Source organism: Rufibacter aurantiacus, from assembly GCF_017916345.1.
In the GTDB taxonomy this organism is placed as follows: domain Bacteria; phylum Bacteroidota; class Bacteroidia; order Cytophagales; family Hymenobacteraceae; genus Nibribacter; species Nibribacter roseolus.
Genome location: NZ_JAFMSV010000004.1, coordinates 689,408 through 707,120 on the forward strand (window position 1 = coordinate 689,408; position 17,713 = coordinate 707,120).

A 17,713-nucleotide genomic window follows, 5' to 3' on the forward strand; every position below is an offset into this window, starting at 1 on the left:
TGTGACTTGGACCCAAAATGACCGGCAGTTTGCAACTTCCGTGAGGCGAGAGCCTCAGAATAACGTTTTGTGCCTATTTCCCTAAAACAGCCCCGGAACTCAGTTCCAGTAGATGGCACCGCCGCAGTTGTCGTGGCGGGCGCCGGTGACGCTGCGGAGGCAGTTGGGTTCCTGTCGCCAGCGCAGCACGCCCAGGAAAGCGAAGATGAGGGCTTCTTTGAAGTTGACAAGCTCGGGCTCGGGGACTACTACCTCAAAGTTGGGGCCCAGGTAGTACCTGATCTGCTCCACCAGGAAAGAATTGAAGGCGCCTCCGCCAGTAAGCAGCAGTTTGCCCCGGCCCTGAGGCGTGTAGCGCCTTACCGATTGGGCTATTTGCCAGGCGATGTGGTGGCAGGCGGTGTGCAATTTGTCCTCTACTGTGGCGGTAGAGGCTTGCAGCGTTTTTAGGCTATGGGTATCGGCCCACTCTTTTCCTATTGATTTGGGGAAAGGAGCCGTGAAATAGGCGGGCTCGTTGAGTTGATCGAAGAGGGTCTGGTCAAACTGGCCAGTGCGGGCGAGGTCTCCGTTTTTGTCGTAGGGCTGGCCCAGTTGCTCGGCCAGGGGGTTCAGGAGCATGTTGCAGCAGGAGATATCGAACGCCACGCGGTGATTTGGGCCTTCCTGCGAGATGTTGGAGATGCCGCCCAGGTTCAGGCAGAAATCATACTCAGAGAACAGCAATCGGTCCCCGATGGGTACGAGCGGGGCGCCTTGTCCGCCCAGGGCAATGTCCAGGGTTCTGAAGTCGCAGACCACAGGCAGACCGGCCTCGGCGGCCAGGTAGGCGCCGCTGCCCACCTGGAACGTGATGTGCAGTTGGGGCTGGTGGAAAACCGTGTGGCCGTGCGAGGCGATGAAGTCAACCGCCAAATTATTTTTCGCCACGAAGTCTTTGGTCAGCTCTCCTAAAAAGTGCCCGTAGGCGCGGTCTGTGGCGATTATTTCAGCGGCAGAAACCTCCGTGAGGCCCGCCAGGCGCTGTTCCCAAATATTTGAATATGGAACTGTTTCAGTATTAAGTATTTTATATATCCAATTGTCATCATTATACGTAAATCTGCAATAAGCCAAGTCAACTCCGTCTAACGAAGTGCCCGACATAATACCTATAACATGGTAAGTCGCCATGCGTTAAAGTAACGTAATGTTCAGGTATGAAGCAAAACGGGTTGCAGGGCGGGTTTAAAGGCGCGGAGACGCGTCTATTGTAGTATTGATTTTTGTGTGTCCTTATGAAAAGTTTATTATCCAGAGTGGAATCTAAGAAGATTGATAAGGCTGCCTCAATGCTGAAGGTATTGGCGCACCCAAAAAGGTTGGCCATCGTGGATCTTCTGGGTAAGGAAGACAAGATGACTGTGACGGAGATCTACCAATACCTGGATTTACCGCAAGCCATTGCCTCACAGCACTTGATCACGCTGAAAGACAAGGGGGTGCTCTCGTCTTTCAAGGTTGGCACCAAGATCTATTATTCTCTCTCCATCCCTAAGCTGATTGATGTGATTGACTGCCTGGAGGAGTGTTGCGGCGACCTGTAACATTCCTTTCTGCTAGTTTCCCCCGTCAAGTAAGTATCCCCGGAACCGTTTCCAGCCTGTTTTCAAGAAAGTAGGCCAGAAACGGTTTTAATTTTTTAGGCTTTTCCCTACTCCTTGTATTTAAGCACCAGCACGGCCGGCACCGGCCGCTGGCCTTCTTTGTCTGAGGGCTTGATGGTGTCTTTTCCTTTAACGTACAGCGCACTGGAGCCACCGCCGTCAAGGTTCACGGCCTCACGGCAGCCCAGGCTCACCATCAGTTGGGCCAACTGGTCTAAACTGGCCCCCTCGGCAATGCCTTTGTTGCGACCTTCCACCATCAAGATAATCAGTTTCTGGTCTGGGGTATAGCCCATCACCGTGCGCGGATTGGGCCCGATGAAACTGGCGCCGCCGCGCATCTCTTCCTGAGCGGTGACATGTACTTTGCCATCCTGCACCAGCACCGGCCCGCCACCTACGGCGGTTTGCGGTTTCCAGCGTTTCATGTGCCTGGCGGTGCGCCTGGAAGGTGCCGGCGCCGGCTGTCCATTGGTTCCGGCAGCATAAGGTGCCGCCAGTTCCATGGTTTTCTTCTTCTTGCCCACATTGTATGCCCAAGCCACATCGGCGGTGCGGTTGCGGAAGAACCCGATGACGCCGGTGGTAGGATAATAGGTGAGCGTATCAGTGCCGTTGGGGTTCTTTCGCCACACTGGCGCTTGCATAGCCAGAACTTTCCCGTTGTTGATGACCAGGTTCAGGTTGCTGTTGTCTGCGAAGGAGAAGAAGGTGGTGTTCACTACTGCCAGCACGTTGCCGGTTTCCTGCTCATAGTACTGCTTGGGCGTAAAGCGCTGGCCGTTGCCAACCCTGGCCACGATCTCCAGTTTGGGGTCTTTGAGGTCTGCTTCCAAGTAATAGGCTCTAAACGGCTTACCATCCAGCGAGTCTGATGTAGTAAACACTTTCACTGAGGTCGGCAGCCCTGCTTGGTGCGTTGGGGAAGGAGACCATTTCACTTGCGCAAGGCTTGGGAAAGACAATAAAGCCAGGGAGAGGACGAGGAGCAGCTTTTTCATGGCGCCAAGATAAAGCGTAGCCGGTGATGTTTTCTGTTTAGGGCCCCTTTTCAAGAAAACAGGCTTAAAATGGATTTGGTGGTTTCCTTTTGGGAGTAGCAGACGCCGAATGGATTGTTGGTGATAACACCAACAATGGCGAGTGAAATTAACTAAGTTTCCTGTTTGTGCCTTGTTTTTTTGAAAGGAGGCAGAAAACGATTGCAGGGGTAATCCCTTGTGGTTGCCCTTTCGCTTTTGCTCCGGCATGCGGGCAACCACAAGGGACTGCCCCTACAATGGCCTGCAACAGAAACATCGTTCAGGGTATCCGCAAAAAGAAAATCGGGGCGCTCTTTGGAGGAACGTCCCGATTGGTATGGTCAATAATGAAATTCTAGTTAGGAGTGGCTCTCGGCGGATTGTTTCTCCAGGTCGAAGAGGTCGGTGAGCACGTCAATGAGGGTTTCGGCCTCGCCGCGTTTGCAGGCGGCTTTGAGTTGCAGTACCGGCAGCTTGATGATCTTCTGCATCATGGACTTAGTTACGTCATCCATGTGCTTGGCTTCCTGCGGAGAGAGTTTCTTCATGTACCGCGCCATCTCTTCCTGGCGGATGGTCTCCAGCGCGTTCTTCAGCTTCTGGATGGTTGGCGACACGTTCATCTCCTTGCTCCAGTCCTCAAAACCGGCAATGGATTCTTTGATGATCTGCTTTACCTGCGGCACGGCATCCAGGCGGCGTTGCAGGGCTTCAGAGGCTTTGTTCTGGATGGTGTCAATGTTGTACACCAGCACACCCGGAATCTGCTCTATCTGCGGCTCAACGCTGCGGGGCACGCTCAGGTCAATGAAGAACTTGTAGGTAAGCACGTTCAGGCGGCTCACCATTTCCTTGGTGAAGAATGGCTCATCACGGGCTACGGAGGAGATGATGACATCGGCCTCTTTCATGGCTTCCACCAGGTTCTCGAACGGAACCACTTCCAGGCCGCACTCTTCGGCCAGAATCTCGGCCTTGGCTTTGGTGCGGTTAGAGATCTTCACGTTCTGGAAGTCTGAATCAGAGAGGTGGCGGCACACATCGGCGCCAATCTCGCCTAAACCAACTACCAAAACTTTAGGGTTGGCGATATCGGCGGTAAGGCTTTCTACTAACTCAAGGGCAGCGTAAGATGTAGAGGCAGCGCCGTCTCTAAACGAGGTCTCCTGTACTACGCGCTTGTTGGTGAAGAAAATGGTGTGCAGCAGGCGGTGCAGGAATGGTCCGGCGGCCTCGTTGTCTACACTCCACTGGTAAGCTTGTTTTACCTGGTTAGAGATCTGCATGTCACCCACCACCTGCGCGTCCAGGCCCATGGCCACGTTGAACAGGTGCTGAACGGCATCTGCATGCTCGTTCACGATGGTAAAATAATCCAGGTATTGGGAAATATTGGAAATGCCTTTGCTGATGCCCAGCAGCTTCACGATCTCGTGGCTGTAGTCATCATCAGAGGTGTAATAAACCTCGGTGCGGTTGCACGTGGAAAGAACTAATATGTCAGTTGCCTGAATGAAATTTTTGAGCGTTTGCAGGAACTGTCGGCACGACCCCTCATCCAAGGCGATAAGCTCTCTTATGTCTAAGGGAGCTTTTTTATAAGAAAGACTGACGGCTCTAAAGTTGTGAAGCATACGGCAGTTTGAAATAGCATGCAAAATTACAGCACATACTTTTAATAATGAATTACTTTTGTATCTTTCTTTTATTTATACTCATTACAAATTGCTGATAACAGACGCTCGGGCTACTATCTTCGTTAAGAGAGAACCCAATCCCTAGACGGGCGTATTTCCTCTAGCGTTGCCTTTGTACATGATCCCGACCTCCATTTATTCCAGGAAATCCAGGTTAAAGCTGCTCATCATTGCCATTGCACTGATTATTGGCGCGGCCACCGTCATCTACACTAACCTGTTGGTAGCCAAGCTTTCTGAGCGGGAACAGCAACTCATTGATTTGTACGCCAAAGGTCTGCGCTACATGATCAACGCCGAGATTGACTCAGACAACCTGGTGTTCATCCAGGAGGAGATCATTGACGCGAACCGCTCCGTACCCGTTATCCAAACCGACGAGAAAGAGAACGTTATCGCCTATAAGAACCTTGATATTCCCGAAAAAATTTCAGAAAACCGCAAAAAAAGGCTTTTGCAGCGCGAAATAGCCAAGATGAAGGCGCAGCATAAGCCCATTGTGGTGTCTTACCAGCAGGAGTTCAAGAACTACATTTTCTACAAGGATTCTGAGTTGCTCACGCAGTTACGCTATTACCCGTACGTGCAGCTCACTGTCATCGCGTGTCTTTCTGTGATTGCCTATTACGCCTTCAGTTACTCGCGCAAAGCGGAGCAGAACCGCGTGTGGGTGGGGCTGGCGAAGGAAACTGCTCACCAGTTGGGCACGCCGCTCTCTTCTTTGATGGCCTGGTACGAGTACCTTAAAGGAAGCCCCCGGTTTGAGAACGAGCCTATTATTGAAGAACTAGGTAAAGACGTGCGCCGCCTGGAAATCATCACTGAGCGGTTCTCCAACATTGGGTCGGTGCCGGTGCTCAAGGACGAGCCGCTGCAACGGGTGCTGGAAAACGCCATTGGGTACCTGCGCAACCGCGTCTCTAACAAAGTGGCTTTCTCTATAGAATCTGAGTTTCCGCCGGAGACCACGGCCAAAGTGAACATTCCGCTTTTTGAGTGGGTGATAGAGAATATCTGCAAGAACGCGGTGGACGCCATGGAAGGCAAGGGCAGCATTACGCTTCGCCTGGTGAAAGCCAACGTGAAAGACGCCATCGCGCTGGACATCCAGGATACCGGCAAAGGCATCCCTAAGACGAAGCAGGAAGAAGTGTTCGTGCCCGGTTATACCACTAAGAAACGCGGCTGGGGCTTAGGTCTGGCGTTGGCCAAGCGGATTATTGAGAATTACCACCAAGGCCGGCTGTTCGTGAAATCCTCTGAAGTAGGGAAGGGTACTACGTTTAGAGTAGTGTTGAATAGGTAGGGTGTTTTGGAGGCGTTTTCTGGAAAAGAGGTGCTAAACGGATTAGCGAAAAAAGTCTTCTATTCGGTAGAGCACGTTTTTGGGAAAGCTAGTGTCTTTTACTGGAAGCCCGCTCACTGAAATACCTCCCAATACTCCCTGAAATGAATTATGGGTTGGTTTGTCTTGTAGCAGCGCAATCCTAACTGCTTGAAGATTTTCCGATTCTGAAAGGCGGAACCGGTGAGTTTGGTACCCAATAGCTGAAATCACTAACCATTGATTCTCTAGCGGTATTGCTCTAGAAAACGGTAGACGAAAATTACCTAAACCATCTGCCTTTGTTTCCACGGAGTCATTCAGCCGAATGATTATGACTGCTGATTTACCTGCTAGAACATTTCCGCCTACAGCGGTGCTGTCCTGCGCAGGAGCAGTGGGAGAAAGTAGAGTCTTGGGTGTTGGTAAGAGTTCTATTTCTGTGCTGCGTTGTTGGATTTGCTGGGCGGCAGCTGGGCGAGCAGTTAGCCATGTTGCTAAACCCAAGACCAAAGCAGGTAAAGTCCATTTCTTTCTGGAGCTAGCCTTGGGTCTAAATTCCCGGTTGAGTTGATCATCGCGGAATCTTCCGCAGCCATTCCCAGATTGTTTTGTCAGCCAATCTACCACCTCCACATCAGACATCATCGTGAAATCTACTACCGTTTTCTGGCAGTTTTGACAGAATCTGCCTTTCTCATTTGGTGTCATTTTATTCCAGCTTTCATGGCAAGGTTCTGGAATGGTGAGGCTGATTTTGTCTCTGAACATGAGTTCCTGTTTTGAGGCTGATTTCCGGAATAGAGGCTAGAAATAAAAACTAAAAGAGCTTTTCTTTTAGTCGCTGGAAGAAGTTAAGCTGCGGCTTATTTTGCTGAACCGGTGGGTTTCTCACTAGTTGTACATTCCCCGCCACCACTACAACTTCTATTAAGGAAGCGCGATCTAGCCGCAATCTGATTTCATTGGAAACATTGGAGTTTAATTCTTTCAGAGGAATAGTTTCTGTCATGTAGCCAATAAAAGAGACGACGAGCGATAGCTTTTCTGTGGCTGTCCCCTCCGGAAACATAATTTCAAATTCTCCGTGAACGCCGGTAGGTTTTGCTATAGAAGTTCCCGCGACTTGCACAGTGACACCAGGTATGGGCTCCAGGCTGATAGAATCTACAATTATGCCTCTGTAAACAGAAGAAGGGGTTACGGCGGAATCGCGGATTATAGAAGGTAAGGCCTGCGCACGGTCCTGTGCAGGAATTGATGCATTTGATGTCTGTGCTTCTGCCGTCTTGGAACTGAACCAAGCAAATAGGCCCAGCAAGGCTGGTCGCCAAGCCCACTTTCTTGAGGGTACGGGAAGAGCTGTTAACTCTCTTCCTAATTGGTTTGACCTGAAACGCCCACAAGTATTTTCTTTCCCTAACAAATCTACCATCTCCGCATCAGACATCATGGTGAAATCCACTACCGTTTTCTGGCAGTTTTGGCAGAAATGGCCTTTATTCTGGGGTGTCATAGAGGCCCAATCCTCGTGGCAAGGCTGTGGTATGGTGACGGTGAGTTGGCGAGTAGGCATGGCTTCTTTTTTGAGCTGGTTTCTGAAAAGTGGGGCAAAAACAGGCTATCAGCGGAAGAGATTTCTAACCCTGAAGTATAAGCGACGTGGAGAATACCATTTGCCATAATCCGCTACGGCAACTTCCCCTATCCAATGGTCATCGGTTGCCATTGAAATGATTAGTATGTCTCGCTTAAGTAATTCTGACACTTTTCTCTCCTGGGTTTTATAGCCGATGAAGGAGAAAATAACCGTTTGTTCTTTGGGTTCTATGGCCGGTGGAAGACCTAGTGAAAAGTATCCGTTTGCATCTGTAGGGGCGGCCTCTGAAGTGCCTTTGAGGTGCACCATTGTTCCTGGTATAGGGGTATGGTCTTTTGCATCCAGCACTCTCCCTTTGAGTACAACTAAACTATCTGCGGCAAAAGTTTTCTGATAGATGTCTTCTTGTGGCGTAACGTCTCTAATGGAAGATGGGAAGGCAAAGGATGGCGTATGTGCCTCCACGGTCTTCGTGCTTAACCACGCTGAAAGACCTAAAACCATGGCTCGCCAAGTCCAGCGCTTTCTGTTACCAGAAGCTACCAGCTCTTTCCCTAGTTGATCTGGCCTAAACCTTCCGCAAGTCCGACCTTTCTGCTGAGAGAGCCATTTCACTATTTCCGCATCAGACATTGCCGTGAAATCCACCACTGTTGTGGCGCAGTTTTGGCAAAATCGGCCCTGAAACAGAGGCGTCATGGACTGCCAATCCTGATGGCAGGGTTGGGGCACAGAGACGGTGAGGCGCTGGGTGGGCATGGGTGGCGGTTTGTCTAAATATAGCGTGGTTTCGCCGCTTTCAGAATATTTTGCTTAACTTTTCCCCTGAATTTTTACACCCAACAGACCAAGTGAATTTAAAAAGTCTTTTTCGCCGCAAGAGTTTAACCGCTGTTTTGCATACCCCGCCTGCCGATGTAGCCACCCACCCAGGGGCTGTGGAGGAAGGCCTGGAGCGTAACCTTACTGTAAGGGACTTGACTTCCCTGGGGATCGCCGCCATTATTGGGGCCGGTATTTTCAGTACCATCGGGAATGCGAGTTACGAGGGCGGTCCGGCGGTGTCTCTGCTGTTTGTCTTTACGGCCATTGCGTGTGCGTTCTCGGCGTTGTGCTATGCGCAGTTTGCGGCTACCATTCCGGTGAGCGGCTCGGCATACACTTACGCTTACACTTCCTTCGGGGAGTTGGCAGCCTGGATCATCGGCTGGGCCCTGATCATGGAATACACGGTGGGGAACATTGTGGTGGCCATCTCCTGGAGCGATTATTTTACTGGGCTGATGAGCGGGGTTGGACTTGATATTCCGGCCTGGCTTACCATGGGAACCCAAAGTGCCCATAAAGGTTACTACGAAGTGGTGGCGCTGCTGCAGGCCGGGCAACCGCTTTCTGCGGCAGATCCGGTGCAGCTGGAGGCGTACAATACCTGGCTGGCAGCCCCTAATTTCCTGGGCGGAAAACTGGTGGTAGATTTGCCGGCGTTTATAATCAATGCCGTGATCACTACTTTGGTGTATGTTGGGATAAAAGAGTCTAAAAACGCCTCTAACCTGCTGGTATTACTGAAAATGGCGGTAGTACTGGTGGTGATTGCCGTGGGGATCTTCTACGTTACCCCTGCCAACTGGAGCCCGTTTGCTCCTAACGGCATAGGTGGCGTGCTCAAAGGCGTATCAGCGGTGTTTTTTGCCTATATCGGGTTTGACGCCATTAGTACCACCGCCGAAGAATGTAAAAATCCGCAGCGCGATTTGCCCCGCGCTATGATTTATGCACTCATTATCTGTACTATTCTGTACGTGATCATCACACTGGTGCTTACCGGAATGGTATCCTATAAAGAACTGGCCGTGGGCGATCCGTTGGCGTATGTCTTCACCAAAGTAGGGGTTGACTGGTTGGCCGGTGTGGTGGCGGTGAGCGCCATCTTCGCCATGGCCTCGGTGCTGCTGGTGTTCCAGATCGGGCAGCCGCGTATCTGGATGACCATGTCCCGTGACGGATTGTTGCCTCCTTTGTTCTCAAAAGTTCACCCGCGTTTCAGGACGCCGTCTTTCTCCACCATAGTGACCGGTCTCTTTGTGGGCGTACCGGCCCTGCTCCTGAACATGGACCTGGTGATTGACCTGACCAGCATTGGAACACTCTTTGCCTTTGCCCTGGTGTGTGGCGGTATTCTCATGATTGACCCCCACGGTACTTCCGAGGCCCGTTTCAAGGTGCCTTACCTCAACGGCAAATTCCTGGTGCCCCTCATCCTGGGAGTGATTGGCGTGCTGGTATTAATGTATAACCGAACAGCCATTGATGAGTTCTGGGGGGCGGTGGCCTGGAGCGGTGGCTATGAAGAGTTCCGCCACCAGATTCCTATGCTGGTGTTCCTGATTTCCTGCGTGCTCATGGCCTGGGTTTCTTTCAGACGGAACCTGTCTTTGCTGCCGGTGCTGGGGCTTTTGACCAACCTCTACCTCATGACCCAACTGGGCGTGAACAACTGGCTGCTTTTCACCGTCTGGCTGCTGATTGGTTTAGCTATCTACTTCGGGTACAGCTACAAACACAGTAAACTGGCGGTGCGCCGGCAAGTAGTGTAGCGCGTACAAATTTGCTTGTAGTGCGGCAACTACGCTATTGTTGCTAAAAGGTTGCAAATTTTTTTCTTTCCTCCCTATTAGGTGGTATCTTTCCTATAGTTTAGGCAGGCAGAGGCGTGTCTGCATATTAAAAGGAAAAGCTGAGGCTGTGGTTGAGAGAGAGATCATTGAAAGTAATCTGCACCTGACTTACCGAAGGGATTTGGATATCCTGTTCCTGCGGTGGTATAGGAGTCCCGATTCTGTGCAGTTGCGGCAGGGATATCTGCAGGCGCTTGATATGGCCAAAGAGGTGAAGACAGCCTATTACATGTTTGACCTGCGAAGCCGGGGCCAGGTGTCTGCCGATGACGAGGCTTGGTTGCTTCAGAATTTCTTTCCCTCCATGGAAGAAGAATGCAACCATCAAAGCTACTGCGCCAACCTAGTTACTCCCACGCACTTCAATTATATTAAGGAAACGGTTGGGCTTGAGTTCCTGGAACAGTACAGCGACCTAACCAAGATGGGTATTTTCCTGTCTGAGCAGGATGCTGTAGCCTGGCTCCTGAAAAGCCGCGCCGACCGGTAGTTATCTCTTCTTCCTCTATTTAGCCCGGTTCACGAGCAATACCCCACCCAAAATAATGGCCATGCCCACGTAGTGCATCAGGTGAATGGTCTCCCCATCGGCTACGCCCCAGATCAAGGCCACAATAGGCATGAGGTACGTGGAGGTGCTCGCGAAAAGCGTGTTGGTCATGTGGATGAGCTTGTTGTAGAACACCAACCCAATAGCGGTACTGAATACGGCCAACAGCGTGATATAGCCCAAAGCTTCCCAGGCTTGAGGCTGCGTGGCCAGTTTTTCCAGCGCCGGGGTGGTGCAGAGATACGCAAAGGCCAACGGCCCCACTGTAAGCAAAGCCAGGCTAGCCATGGTCAAAGGCTTAATACCGGCAAGGCAGTGTTTTATGATGTTCAGGCTTCCGCCGTACAGCACAGTGGCCAGCACCACATACAAGCCATAGAAAGAATTGGACGAGGTTTCCTGGGCGTTGCCCGAGAAAATAAGCACCGCCGTTCCAATGATCCCGATCAGAATCCCCAGCACCCGCAGCAGCGTGATCTTCTGCCGGAAGAAAATGGCTCCTATAATAAGCGTGAACAGCGCCGTTAAAGAATTCAGCACGCCTGCCAGGCCGCTGGCCAGTTTCGTCTCAGCATAGGCAAAAAGAAAAGCCGGAATCAGGTTGCCTATGAGGCCGCTTAGCAGCAGGAACTTCCACTGGCCGGGTTTAGGTGCTTTCAACCCCTTCAGCGCGAAAGGCAGTAAGGCCAGCATCGCAATCGTGATCCGGATGGCGCCCAGTTCATCAGAGGAGAAAACCTCTAGGCCCTTCTTGATCAAAATAAACGAGGTGCCCCAGATAAGAGCCAATCCGGTCAGGATGATCCACGCCAGCGCGGGGGTAGAAGAGGCAGGTTTGGCAAGAGTGGGAGAAGAGACTTCAGTAGACACGGAAATAGCTTGAAAATGAAGTGCAAAGATAAGGGATGCTTCTAAACTAATAAGAGGTTGAGTGAAGGATAGCAGGGCTGAATCTGTTTTAGCCCTGGTTTTGGGAAAACAGACTTGAAAAGGTATTGGCGCAGACGCTCGCAGGACCTCCGGACGCTGCGAGGTCTTCTGAGTAGACGGTATAGCGCTGGCAGCCAGAAACTCCCCTCCTGATTCAGGAGAATTGCTTGTAGGATGGGGTGGTGAAAAGGCGTTCGCCAAAGTTGTACGTGCCAATTTCCAACAACCTTTTCGCTGTTTCACCCGCAGAATAGCGTTTGCTCAAAAGACCTCGCAGCGTCCGGAGGTCCTGCGAGCGTCTGTGCCGAAGACTGATGCCTCTGCAAACAAAAAAGCGTTTCAGCGCCGATTCTCGTAAATCAGCCCTGAAACGCTTCTTATTATAATCTAAAAGCTTTACGCCTCAGCGTACTCCATGGAATTGGCAATCTCGTCCAGGATAGCATAGATTTCCTGCGGGTCTTCGGTCTGCACCAGGCGCGTGCGGTAACCTTTCACGTTAGGCAAGCCTCTGAAGTAGTTGGCGTAGTGACGGCGCATCTCAAAGATGCCTAGGCGCGGGCCTTTCCACTCCAGGCTCTTGTCAAAGTGCATTTTGCACATGTCAATGCGCTCCTGGATGGTAGGCGGGGCTAACAATTCGCCGGTCTCCCGGTAATGCTTGATTTCCCTGAAAATCCAGGGGTACCCGATTGAGGCGCGGCCAATCATGATGCCATCCACCCCGTAGGTGTTTTTGTACTCCACGGCTTTTTCCGGCGTGTCAATATCGCCGTTCCCGAAGATGGGGATCTGGATGCGGGCGTTCTCTTTGATCTTCCGGATGAGGGTCCAGTCGGCCTCGCCTTTGTACATCTGCACGCGGGTGCGGCCGTGCACCGTCAAGGCTTTGATCCCGATGTCCTGCAAGCGCTCGGCTACTTCCTCCACGTTCTTGGTGGAGTCGTCCCAGCCCAGGCGGGTTTTCACCGTCACCGGCAACCCGAAAGGCTCTACCGCTTTCACAATGGCTGAGGTCATGGCCACCATTTTAGGGATATCACGCAGCAGGGCCGCGCCGGCGCCTTTGCAGGCCACGTTCTTCACCGGGCAGCCGTAGTTGATGTCTATCAGATCCGGGCCCACCTGCGCCGAGATCACCGCCGATTCGCGCATGGAATCAATATCGGAACCGAAGATCTGGATCCCGATGGGTTGCTCGTAGTCAAAGATGTCCAGTTTCTGGCGGCTCTTGGCCGCGTCGCGGATAAGGCCCTCTGAGGAGATGAACTCCGTATACATTAAGTCGGCGCCATTGGCCTTGCACACTGCCCGGAAGGGTGGATCGCTGACGTCTTCCATAGGCGCCAGCAGCAGCGGGAAGTCTGGTAGCTCTATCTGACCGATTTTTACCACGTGAATGAGTTTAAATATTTCGCGTAAATTTACCTCATTAAAACCACACCGCCTATATGAAAGGTTTCATCTCGCCTACCCTGCATCCGTTAAAGTCACTTTTGTTGTTTATCGTGTTCGTGGTGGCGGGGCTGTTCATCGGGAATTTCCTGGCGGTGGTGCTGGTGAAAATGATCTGGGGCTACGGGGTGGTGCAGACCGCCGAGATGCTGGGTAAGCCTTCTGCCTACCCGGAGAGCCGCAGCGCGTTGGTGCTGTTCCAGGGCATGGTGCACTTTGTGGGATTCACAGTAGCCTCGCTCGCTTTCCTGCGGGTGAACGCCCATAGGCCCGGCGCTTTCCTTTCGCCTAGGGCGGTGGTGCCGTTTTACCTGCTTTTAGGGAGTGCCGTGCTGTTGCTGGTGATTCTGCCGGCTTCTTCCTGGGTGGTGCACTGGAATGCAACCGTAGATTTTCCGGCTTTTCTGGAGGGCTTTGAGCGCTGGGCCAAAGCCAAGGAAGAAGCCCTGCGGGAACTGACCCTGGAACTGACCAAAATAAATACTATTCCGCAGCTGATTCTGGGCATGGTGGTGTTTGCGGTGCTGCCCGCCATTGGCGAGGAGCTGGCCTTCAGGGGCATTGTGCAGCAGGAGTTGCAGCGCTGGTGGCGCAACCCGCACCTGGCCATCTGGGTGTCTGCCATTGTCTTCGGGATCATTCACTTGCAGTTCTACGGCGTGGTGCCGCGCATTATGCTGGGGCTGATCTTCGGGTATCTGTACTGGTGGTCTGGGAATATCTGGGTGCCTATCATCGGGCACTTCATGAACAACGGCTTCATGGTGCTCATGATGTTTCTGGCCCAGCGGCAGGCCGTAACCATGAACGTGGAGTCAACGGAGCCTAATTCCTGGCCATTGTCCTTGATTTCCCTGGGTCTCACCGCCATTCTATTGTACGGTTTGTACACCTCTTTCCGGCGCTTGCCGGCACCCGTAGAGGAGGAAGCCCGTTTCTAAGCCCTTTTCCTGAAATCAGCCTTAAAACAGCCCCAAGTCAGCCTTTTGCTGCCTTATGCCGTATTACCAATCCTTTTAAATGGAAACAGAGAAAAAACAATTGAACAATCTGCAGCTGCGCCTCCTGGCCGGCGTGATTGGCGGGGCAGTCTTTATTGGCGCCATTTACTTTCATGAGTGGACGTTCTTCGGGCTGTTCCTGGCGCTCACGGTGCTGGGCCTGCTGGAGTTTTACCGCCTACTTTCTGATAAGGGGTTCCAGCCCAACAGAGTGATTGGGACCATTCTGGGTCTTGGGCTGTACGTGCTGGGCTTTCTTGTGGAGCGTGGCGATGTGGGCAGCGACTGGCTTTTTCTTTTGCCCCCGGTGATGCTGCTGGCGCTGGTAGCCGAGCTGTACCGCAAAAAAGAGCAGCCTTTCACCAATGTGGCCCTCACGTTGGTAGGGGTTTTTTACATTGCCGCTCCGTTTACGCTCTTGCACGTACTTGCTTTCCTGCCAGACAGATACAGCTGGCAGATTATTCTGGGCGTCATGTTTCTCATCTGGGCCTCAGACACGGGGGCCTACGCGGCGGGCAGAACCCTTGGGAAAAATAAATTATTTCCGCGTATTTCGCCCGGCAAAACCTGGGAGGGCTGGGTAGGCGGCGTGCTTTTGTCGCTTGGCGTGGCATGGATATTGTCGCTTTACTACCAGGACCTGGAACTGGAGCATTGGCTGGGCGTGGCCGTCCTGGTGTCTGTGTTCGGGGCGCTGGGTGACCTGGTGGAGTCTATGCTGAAGAGAAGCCTGAACGTGAAAGACTCCGGCACCCTTATTCCCGGTCACGGCGGCATTCTGGATCGGTTTGACAGCCTAATACTGGTAATTCCGTTCCTGGTGGCTTTCCTGGAACTTGTGCGGTAAAATTTCCTTATTTATAAAAGGCGCTTATTTTAGTTTAGTGTTATAAAATTGATAATTTTGCCGCCAATAAATTCCCCTGAATTGCAAAATTTATAATTTATGGCAGCATACAACAGCAAGATGGCTTATAAAGAACCAGCTCCTATAAAAGACAAAGAGAATCCCTTTGAGTCTATGATGTCCCGCTTCAACATTGCGGCGGAAGTGTTGGGTCTGGATGATGAGACGTATGAAGTTCTGAAATCCCCTACCCGGCAAGTGATTGTGAATCTTCCTGTTACCATGGACGATGGCAGCGTGCGGGTGTTTGAGGGATTCAGGGTGGTGCACTCTAATATATTAGGTCCGTCTAAAGGTGGTATCCGCTATGACAAAGGCGTTTTCCTGGATGAGGTGAAAGCCCTGGCTGCCTGGATGACCTGGAAATGTGCCGTGGTGGATATTCCGTACGGCGGTGCCAAAGGCGGGATCGTGTGTGACCCTACTACCATGTCTGCTGGTGAGATTGAGCGTTTGACCCGCGCATACACCGTGGCTTTGATTGACACCTTCGGTCCAGACCAGGATATCCCGGCCCCGGACATGGGTACCGGCCCGCGCGAGATGGCTTGGCTCATGGACGAGTACTCCAAAACCAAAGGCATGACCGTGAACTCGGTGGTGACGGGTAAACCGCTGGTATTGGGCGGTTCTTTGGGTCGCGTGGAAGCTACTGGACGCGGGGTGATGGTATCGGCGATGGCCGCGATGGAAGTGTTGGGCATGGACCCAACGCAGTCTACCGCTGCGGTGCAGGGCTTCGGGAACGTGGGTTCCTGGGCAGCCAAACTGCTGGCTGAGCGCGGCGTGAAAATCTTGGGCGTGAGTGACGTGAGCGGCGCCTACTGGAACGAGAACGGCATCAATATAGAGGAAGCCATTGCCTACAAGAACGCGCACAACGGCCGTCTGGAAGGCTACGCCGGAGCAGAACCCATCAGCAACGATGAACTGTTGACCTCTGCCGTGGATCTGCTGGTGCCTGCCGCCGTGGAAGACGTGATCACCGCCCGTAACGCTGACCAGATCCAGGCCAAACTGATTGTGGAGGGTGCTAACGGACCAACTTCGGCCAACGCTGACAAGATCATCAACGAGAAAGGTATTATGGTAGTGCCGGATATCCTGGCCAATTCCGGTGGGGTGACCGTGTCTTACTTTGAGTGGGTGCAGAACCGTTTGGGCTACAAATGGAGCCTGGACATGGTGACCGAGCGCTCTGACCGGATCATGACTGAGGCCTTCAACAAGGTGTACGCCACCTCCCAGAAATACGGCGTACCCATGCGGATTGCCGCCTATATTGTGGCCATTGACAAAGTAGCGCAGACGTATAAATTCCGCGGAGGCTTCTAAGTAGAAGCTTTCCGGCAACGTCTGGAAGTATATAATCTTGCCGCCTCCTGTCTTTTTTCTAGACAGGGGGCGGTTTTTTTTATATTTTTGCTTAATCAGCCAAAGAGTATCTAATGAAAATTCATAAAGAAGGACGAAAGATTCTGTTTTTTACCCTATTAGGGATGTTGGTCGTGAACATGGCGCTTTACTACTTCAACAGCGAGCACTTAACTTTTAACAGGATCTTCTCTGGCGTTTCCTTTATCGTTTTCCTGCTCATTCTGCAGTTCTTCCGCAGCCCTTACCGCAACCTGCTCCTGCACGAGGACCTGGTGGTGGCACCCGCCGATGGTAAAGTGGTGGTGATTGAGAACGTGGAGGAACCTGAGTATTTCAACGATGTGCGCAAGCAGATCTCCATCTTTATGTCGCCTATTAACGTGCACATCACACGTAACCCAGTGTCTGGCATCGTGAAATACTTCAAATATCACCCTGGGCATTACCTGGTGGCCTGGCACCCAAAGTCCAGCACCAAGAACGAGCGCACCACAGTAGTGGTAGAATCGCTGGCCGGCCCTGAGGTATTGTTCCGCCAGATTGCCGGCGCCATGGCCCGCCGCATTGTGTGGTACGTGACCGAGGGCGATGAGGTAAACCAGGGCGAAGAGTTCGGTTTCATCAAGTTCGGTTCCCGCGTAGACATCTTCGTGCCGGTAGACACCGAGGTGAAAGTAGAACTGGGCCAGAAAACCAAAGGTGGTCAGACCGTCATCGCGCAGCTGAAAACCAGCGCTTCCGGTTCTTTCTTCGGATAGTCGGTGTCACGTAGCAGGTATTAAGTAACAAGACTTTTTAATTTCTGATAAAACGAAGAAGCCTCATCTGGGAAAGATGAGGCTTCTTCGTTTTACAGGTGTTTCTTAGAAATCGGGCCTGAAATGGCGTACTACCTGATACGCGCTATCTTATAAGACCTTAGAACCAGTTCTCAGCCAGCTTCATCAGTTGCTCCAGGTATTTCTGGTCCACCTCATCGAAGTCATCCAGGCGGTCACTGTCTACGTCCAGCACCATCTTCACCTCGCCATTTTTGATTACGGGTACTACGATCTCGGCTTTGGAAGCGCTGCTGCAGGCGATGTGGCCGGGGAAAGCCTCTACGTCCGGCACCAGGATGGTTTCGCGGCGGGTGTAGCAGGCGCCGCACACGCCTTTGTGGAACGGAATGCGGGTGCACGCCACCGGTCCCTGGAATGGCCCAAGCACCAGTTGGTTTTCTTTCACCAGGTAAGCGCCCACCCAGAAAAAGTTGAAAGTCTCTTTCAGAGCCGCCATCACGTTGGAAAGGTTGGCGATCAGGTCAGTTTCCGGGGCTACCAAGGCTTCGATCTGCGGAAGCAGGGTTTTGTATTTCTCTTCTTTGGAGAGCGTGGTATCAATGAATAAGTCTTCGGCCATGTGGGTAAGGTGCTAATTGGTAAATGTGCTGATGTGCTAATGATTTGTAAAGCACAACGTTTTCTTGAACGGCAAAGGTAACCTTAGGGGTTTCCTGACGCAAATGCTGCCGGTATGCTGCG

The 17,713-nt window shown here is 52.1% G+C and carries 17 protein-coding genes; 8 read left to right on the forward strand and 9 right to left on the reverse strand.

Annotated features, from left to right (window positions below; all coding sequences use genetic code 11):
* Positions 1-99: 99 nt before the first annotated feature.
* Positions 100-1,173, reverse strand: coding sequence for an anhydro-N-acetylmuramic acid kinase (locus tag J3P34_RS17715; protein WP_210489943.1), 1,074 nt, complete (start codon positions 1,171-1,173; stop codon positions 100-102).
* Between the two features lie 104 nt (positions 1,174-1,277).
* On the opposite strand from J3P34_RS17715, the gene J3P34_RS17720 reads away from it, so the two are divergent.
* Positions 1,278-1,586 (forward strand): ArsR/SmtB family transcription factor, encoded by a 309-nt coding sequence (locus tag J3P34_RS17720; RefSeq protein ID WP_066830613.1) that lies wholly within the window; start codon positions 1,278-1,280, stop codon positions 1,584-1,586.
* A 107-nt stretch (positions 1,587-1,693) separates the two neighbouring features.
* Here J3P34_RS17720 and J3P34_RS17725 read toward each other — a convergent pair whose 3' ends face one another.
* Positions 1,694-2,647, reverse strand: a complete 954-nt coding sequence (locus J3P34_RS17725) for a phosphodiester glycosidase family protein (RefSeq protein WP_210489944.1) — start codon at positions 2,645-2,647, stop codon at positions 1,694-1,696.
* A 380-nt stretch (positions 2,648-3,027) separates the two neighbouring features.
* Positions 3,028-4,302, reverse strand: coding sequence for a glutamyl-tRNA reductase (gene hemA / locus J3P34_RS17730; RefSeq protein WP_210462857.1), 1,275 nt, complete (start codon positions 4,300-4,302; stop codon positions 3,028-3,030).
* Between the two features lie 181 nt (positions 4,303-4,483).
* On the opposite strand from hemA, the gene J3P34_RS17735 reads away from it, so the two are divergent.
* Positions 4,484-5,671, forward strand: a complete 1,188-nt coding sequence (locus J3P34_RS17735; protein ID WP_210489945.1) for a sensor histidine kinase — start codon at positions 4,484-4,486, stop codon at positions 5,669-5,671.
* Between the two features lie 42 nt (positions 5,672-5,713).
* Here the strand turns inward: J3P34_RS17735 and J3P34_RS17740 are convergent, their stop codons facing one another.
* From J3P34_RS17740 to J3P34_RS17750, 3 genes are read right to left on the reverse strand one after another with little or no spacing between them, the layout of a single operon-like run.
* Complete coding sequence (locus J3P34_RS17740; protein ID WP_210489946.1) at positions 5,714-6,460, reverse strand: hypothetical protein; 747 nt, start codon at positions 6,458-6,460, stop codon at positions 5,714-5,716.
* A 49-nt stretch (positions 6,461-6,509) separates the two neighbouring features.
* A complete protein-coding gene (locus J3P34_RS17745; protein WP_210489947.1) occupies positions 6,510-7,265 on the reverse strand; it encodes a carboxypeptidase-like regulatory domain-containing protein in 756 nt (251 codons plus the stop codon).
* Between the two features lie 48 nt (positions 7,266-7,313).
* The gene (locus J3P34_RS17750; protein ID WP_210489948.1) at positions 7,314-8,048 is read right to left on the reverse strand and encodes a carboxypeptidase-like regulatory domain-containing protein; all 735 of its coding nucleotides are present in this window, start codon (positions 8,046-8,048) and stop codon (positions 7,314-7,316) included.
* Positions 8,049-8,185: 137 nt separating this feature from the next.
* Here J3P34_RS17750 and J3P34_RS17755 point away from each other — a divergent pair, with 137 nt between their 5' ends.
* Positions 8,186-9,886, forward strand: coding sequence for an amino acid permease (locus J3P34_RS17755; RefSeq protein WP_210489950.1), 1,701 nt, complete (start codon positions 8,186-8,188; stop codon positions 9,884-9,886).
* Between the two features lie 148 nt (positions 9,887-10,034).
* Entirely contained in the window at positions 10,035-10,457 is a 423-nt protein-coding gene (locus tag J3P34_RS17760; RefSeq protein WP_210489951.1) for a hypothetical protein, read from the forward strand.
* A gap of 15 nt (positions 10,458-10,472) precedes the next feature.
* Here the strand turns inward: J3P34_RS17760 and J3P34_RS17765 are convergent, their stop codons facing one another.
* Together J3P34_RS17765 and dusB are read right to left on the reverse strand one after the other, a co-directional pair.
* The gene (locus tag J3P34_RS17765) at positions 10,473-11,387 is read right to left on the reverse strand and encodes a DMT family transporter (protein ID WP_345890376.1); all 915 of its coding nucleotides are present in this window, start codon (positions 11,385-11,387) and stop codon (positions 10,473-10,475) included.
* A gap of 456 nt (positions 11,388-11,843) precedes the next feature.
* Positions 11,844-12,842, reverse strand: a complete 999-nt coding sequence (gene dusB, locus J3P34_RS17770; protein WP_210489952.1) for a tRNA dihydrouridine synthase DusB — start codon at positions 12,840-12,842, stop codon at positions 11,844-11,846.
* 56 nt (positions 12,843-12,898) lie between these two features.
* On the opposite strand from dusB, the gene J3P34_RS17775 reads away from it, so the two are divergent.
* The 4 genes from J3P34_RS17775 to J3P34_RS17790 all read left to right on the forward strand — a co-directional run bounded on the left by J3P34_RS17775 (position 12,899) and on the right by J3P34_RS17790 (position 16,948).
* Entirely contained in the window at positions 12,899-13,843 is a 945-nt protein-coding gene (locus J3P34_RS17775; protein WP_210489953.1) for a CPBP family intramembrane glutamic endopeptidase, read from the forward strand.
* 79 nt (positions 13,844-13,922) lie between these two features.
* On the forward strand, positions 13,923-14,753 hold the full coding sequence (locus tag J3P34_RS17780) for a phosphatidate cytidylyltransferase (protein ID WP_210489954.1): 831 nt from the start codon (positions 13,923-13,925) through the stop codon (positions 14,751-14,753).
* 120 nt (positions 14,754-14,873) lie between these two features.
* Positions 14,874-16,148 (forward strand): Glu/Leu/Phe/Val family dehydrogenase, encoded by a 1,275-nt coding sequence (locus tag J3P34_RS17785; protein WP_210464048.1) that lies wholly within the window; start codon positions 14,874-14,876, stop codon positions 16,146-16,148.
* A 113-nt stretch (positions 16,149-16,261) separates the two neighbouring features.
* The gene (locus tag J3P34_RS17790) at positions 16,262-16,948 is read left to right on the forward strand and encodes a phosphatidylserine decarboxylase family protein (protein WP_210462879.1); all 687 of its coding nucleotides are present in this window, start codon (positions 16,262-16,264) and stop codon (positions 16,946-16,948) included.
* Between the two features lie 160 nt (positions 16,949-17,108).
* On the opposite strand, the gene J3P34_RS17795 is transcribed toward J3P34_RS17790, so the two are convergent.
* On the reverse strand, positions 17,109-17,591 hold the full coding sequence (locus J3P34_RS17795; RefSeq protein ID WP_210489955.1) for a GAF domain-containing protein: 483 nt from the start codon (positions 17,589-17,591) through the stop codon (positions 17,109-17,111).
* Positions 17,592-17,713: the final 122 nt, after the last annotated feature.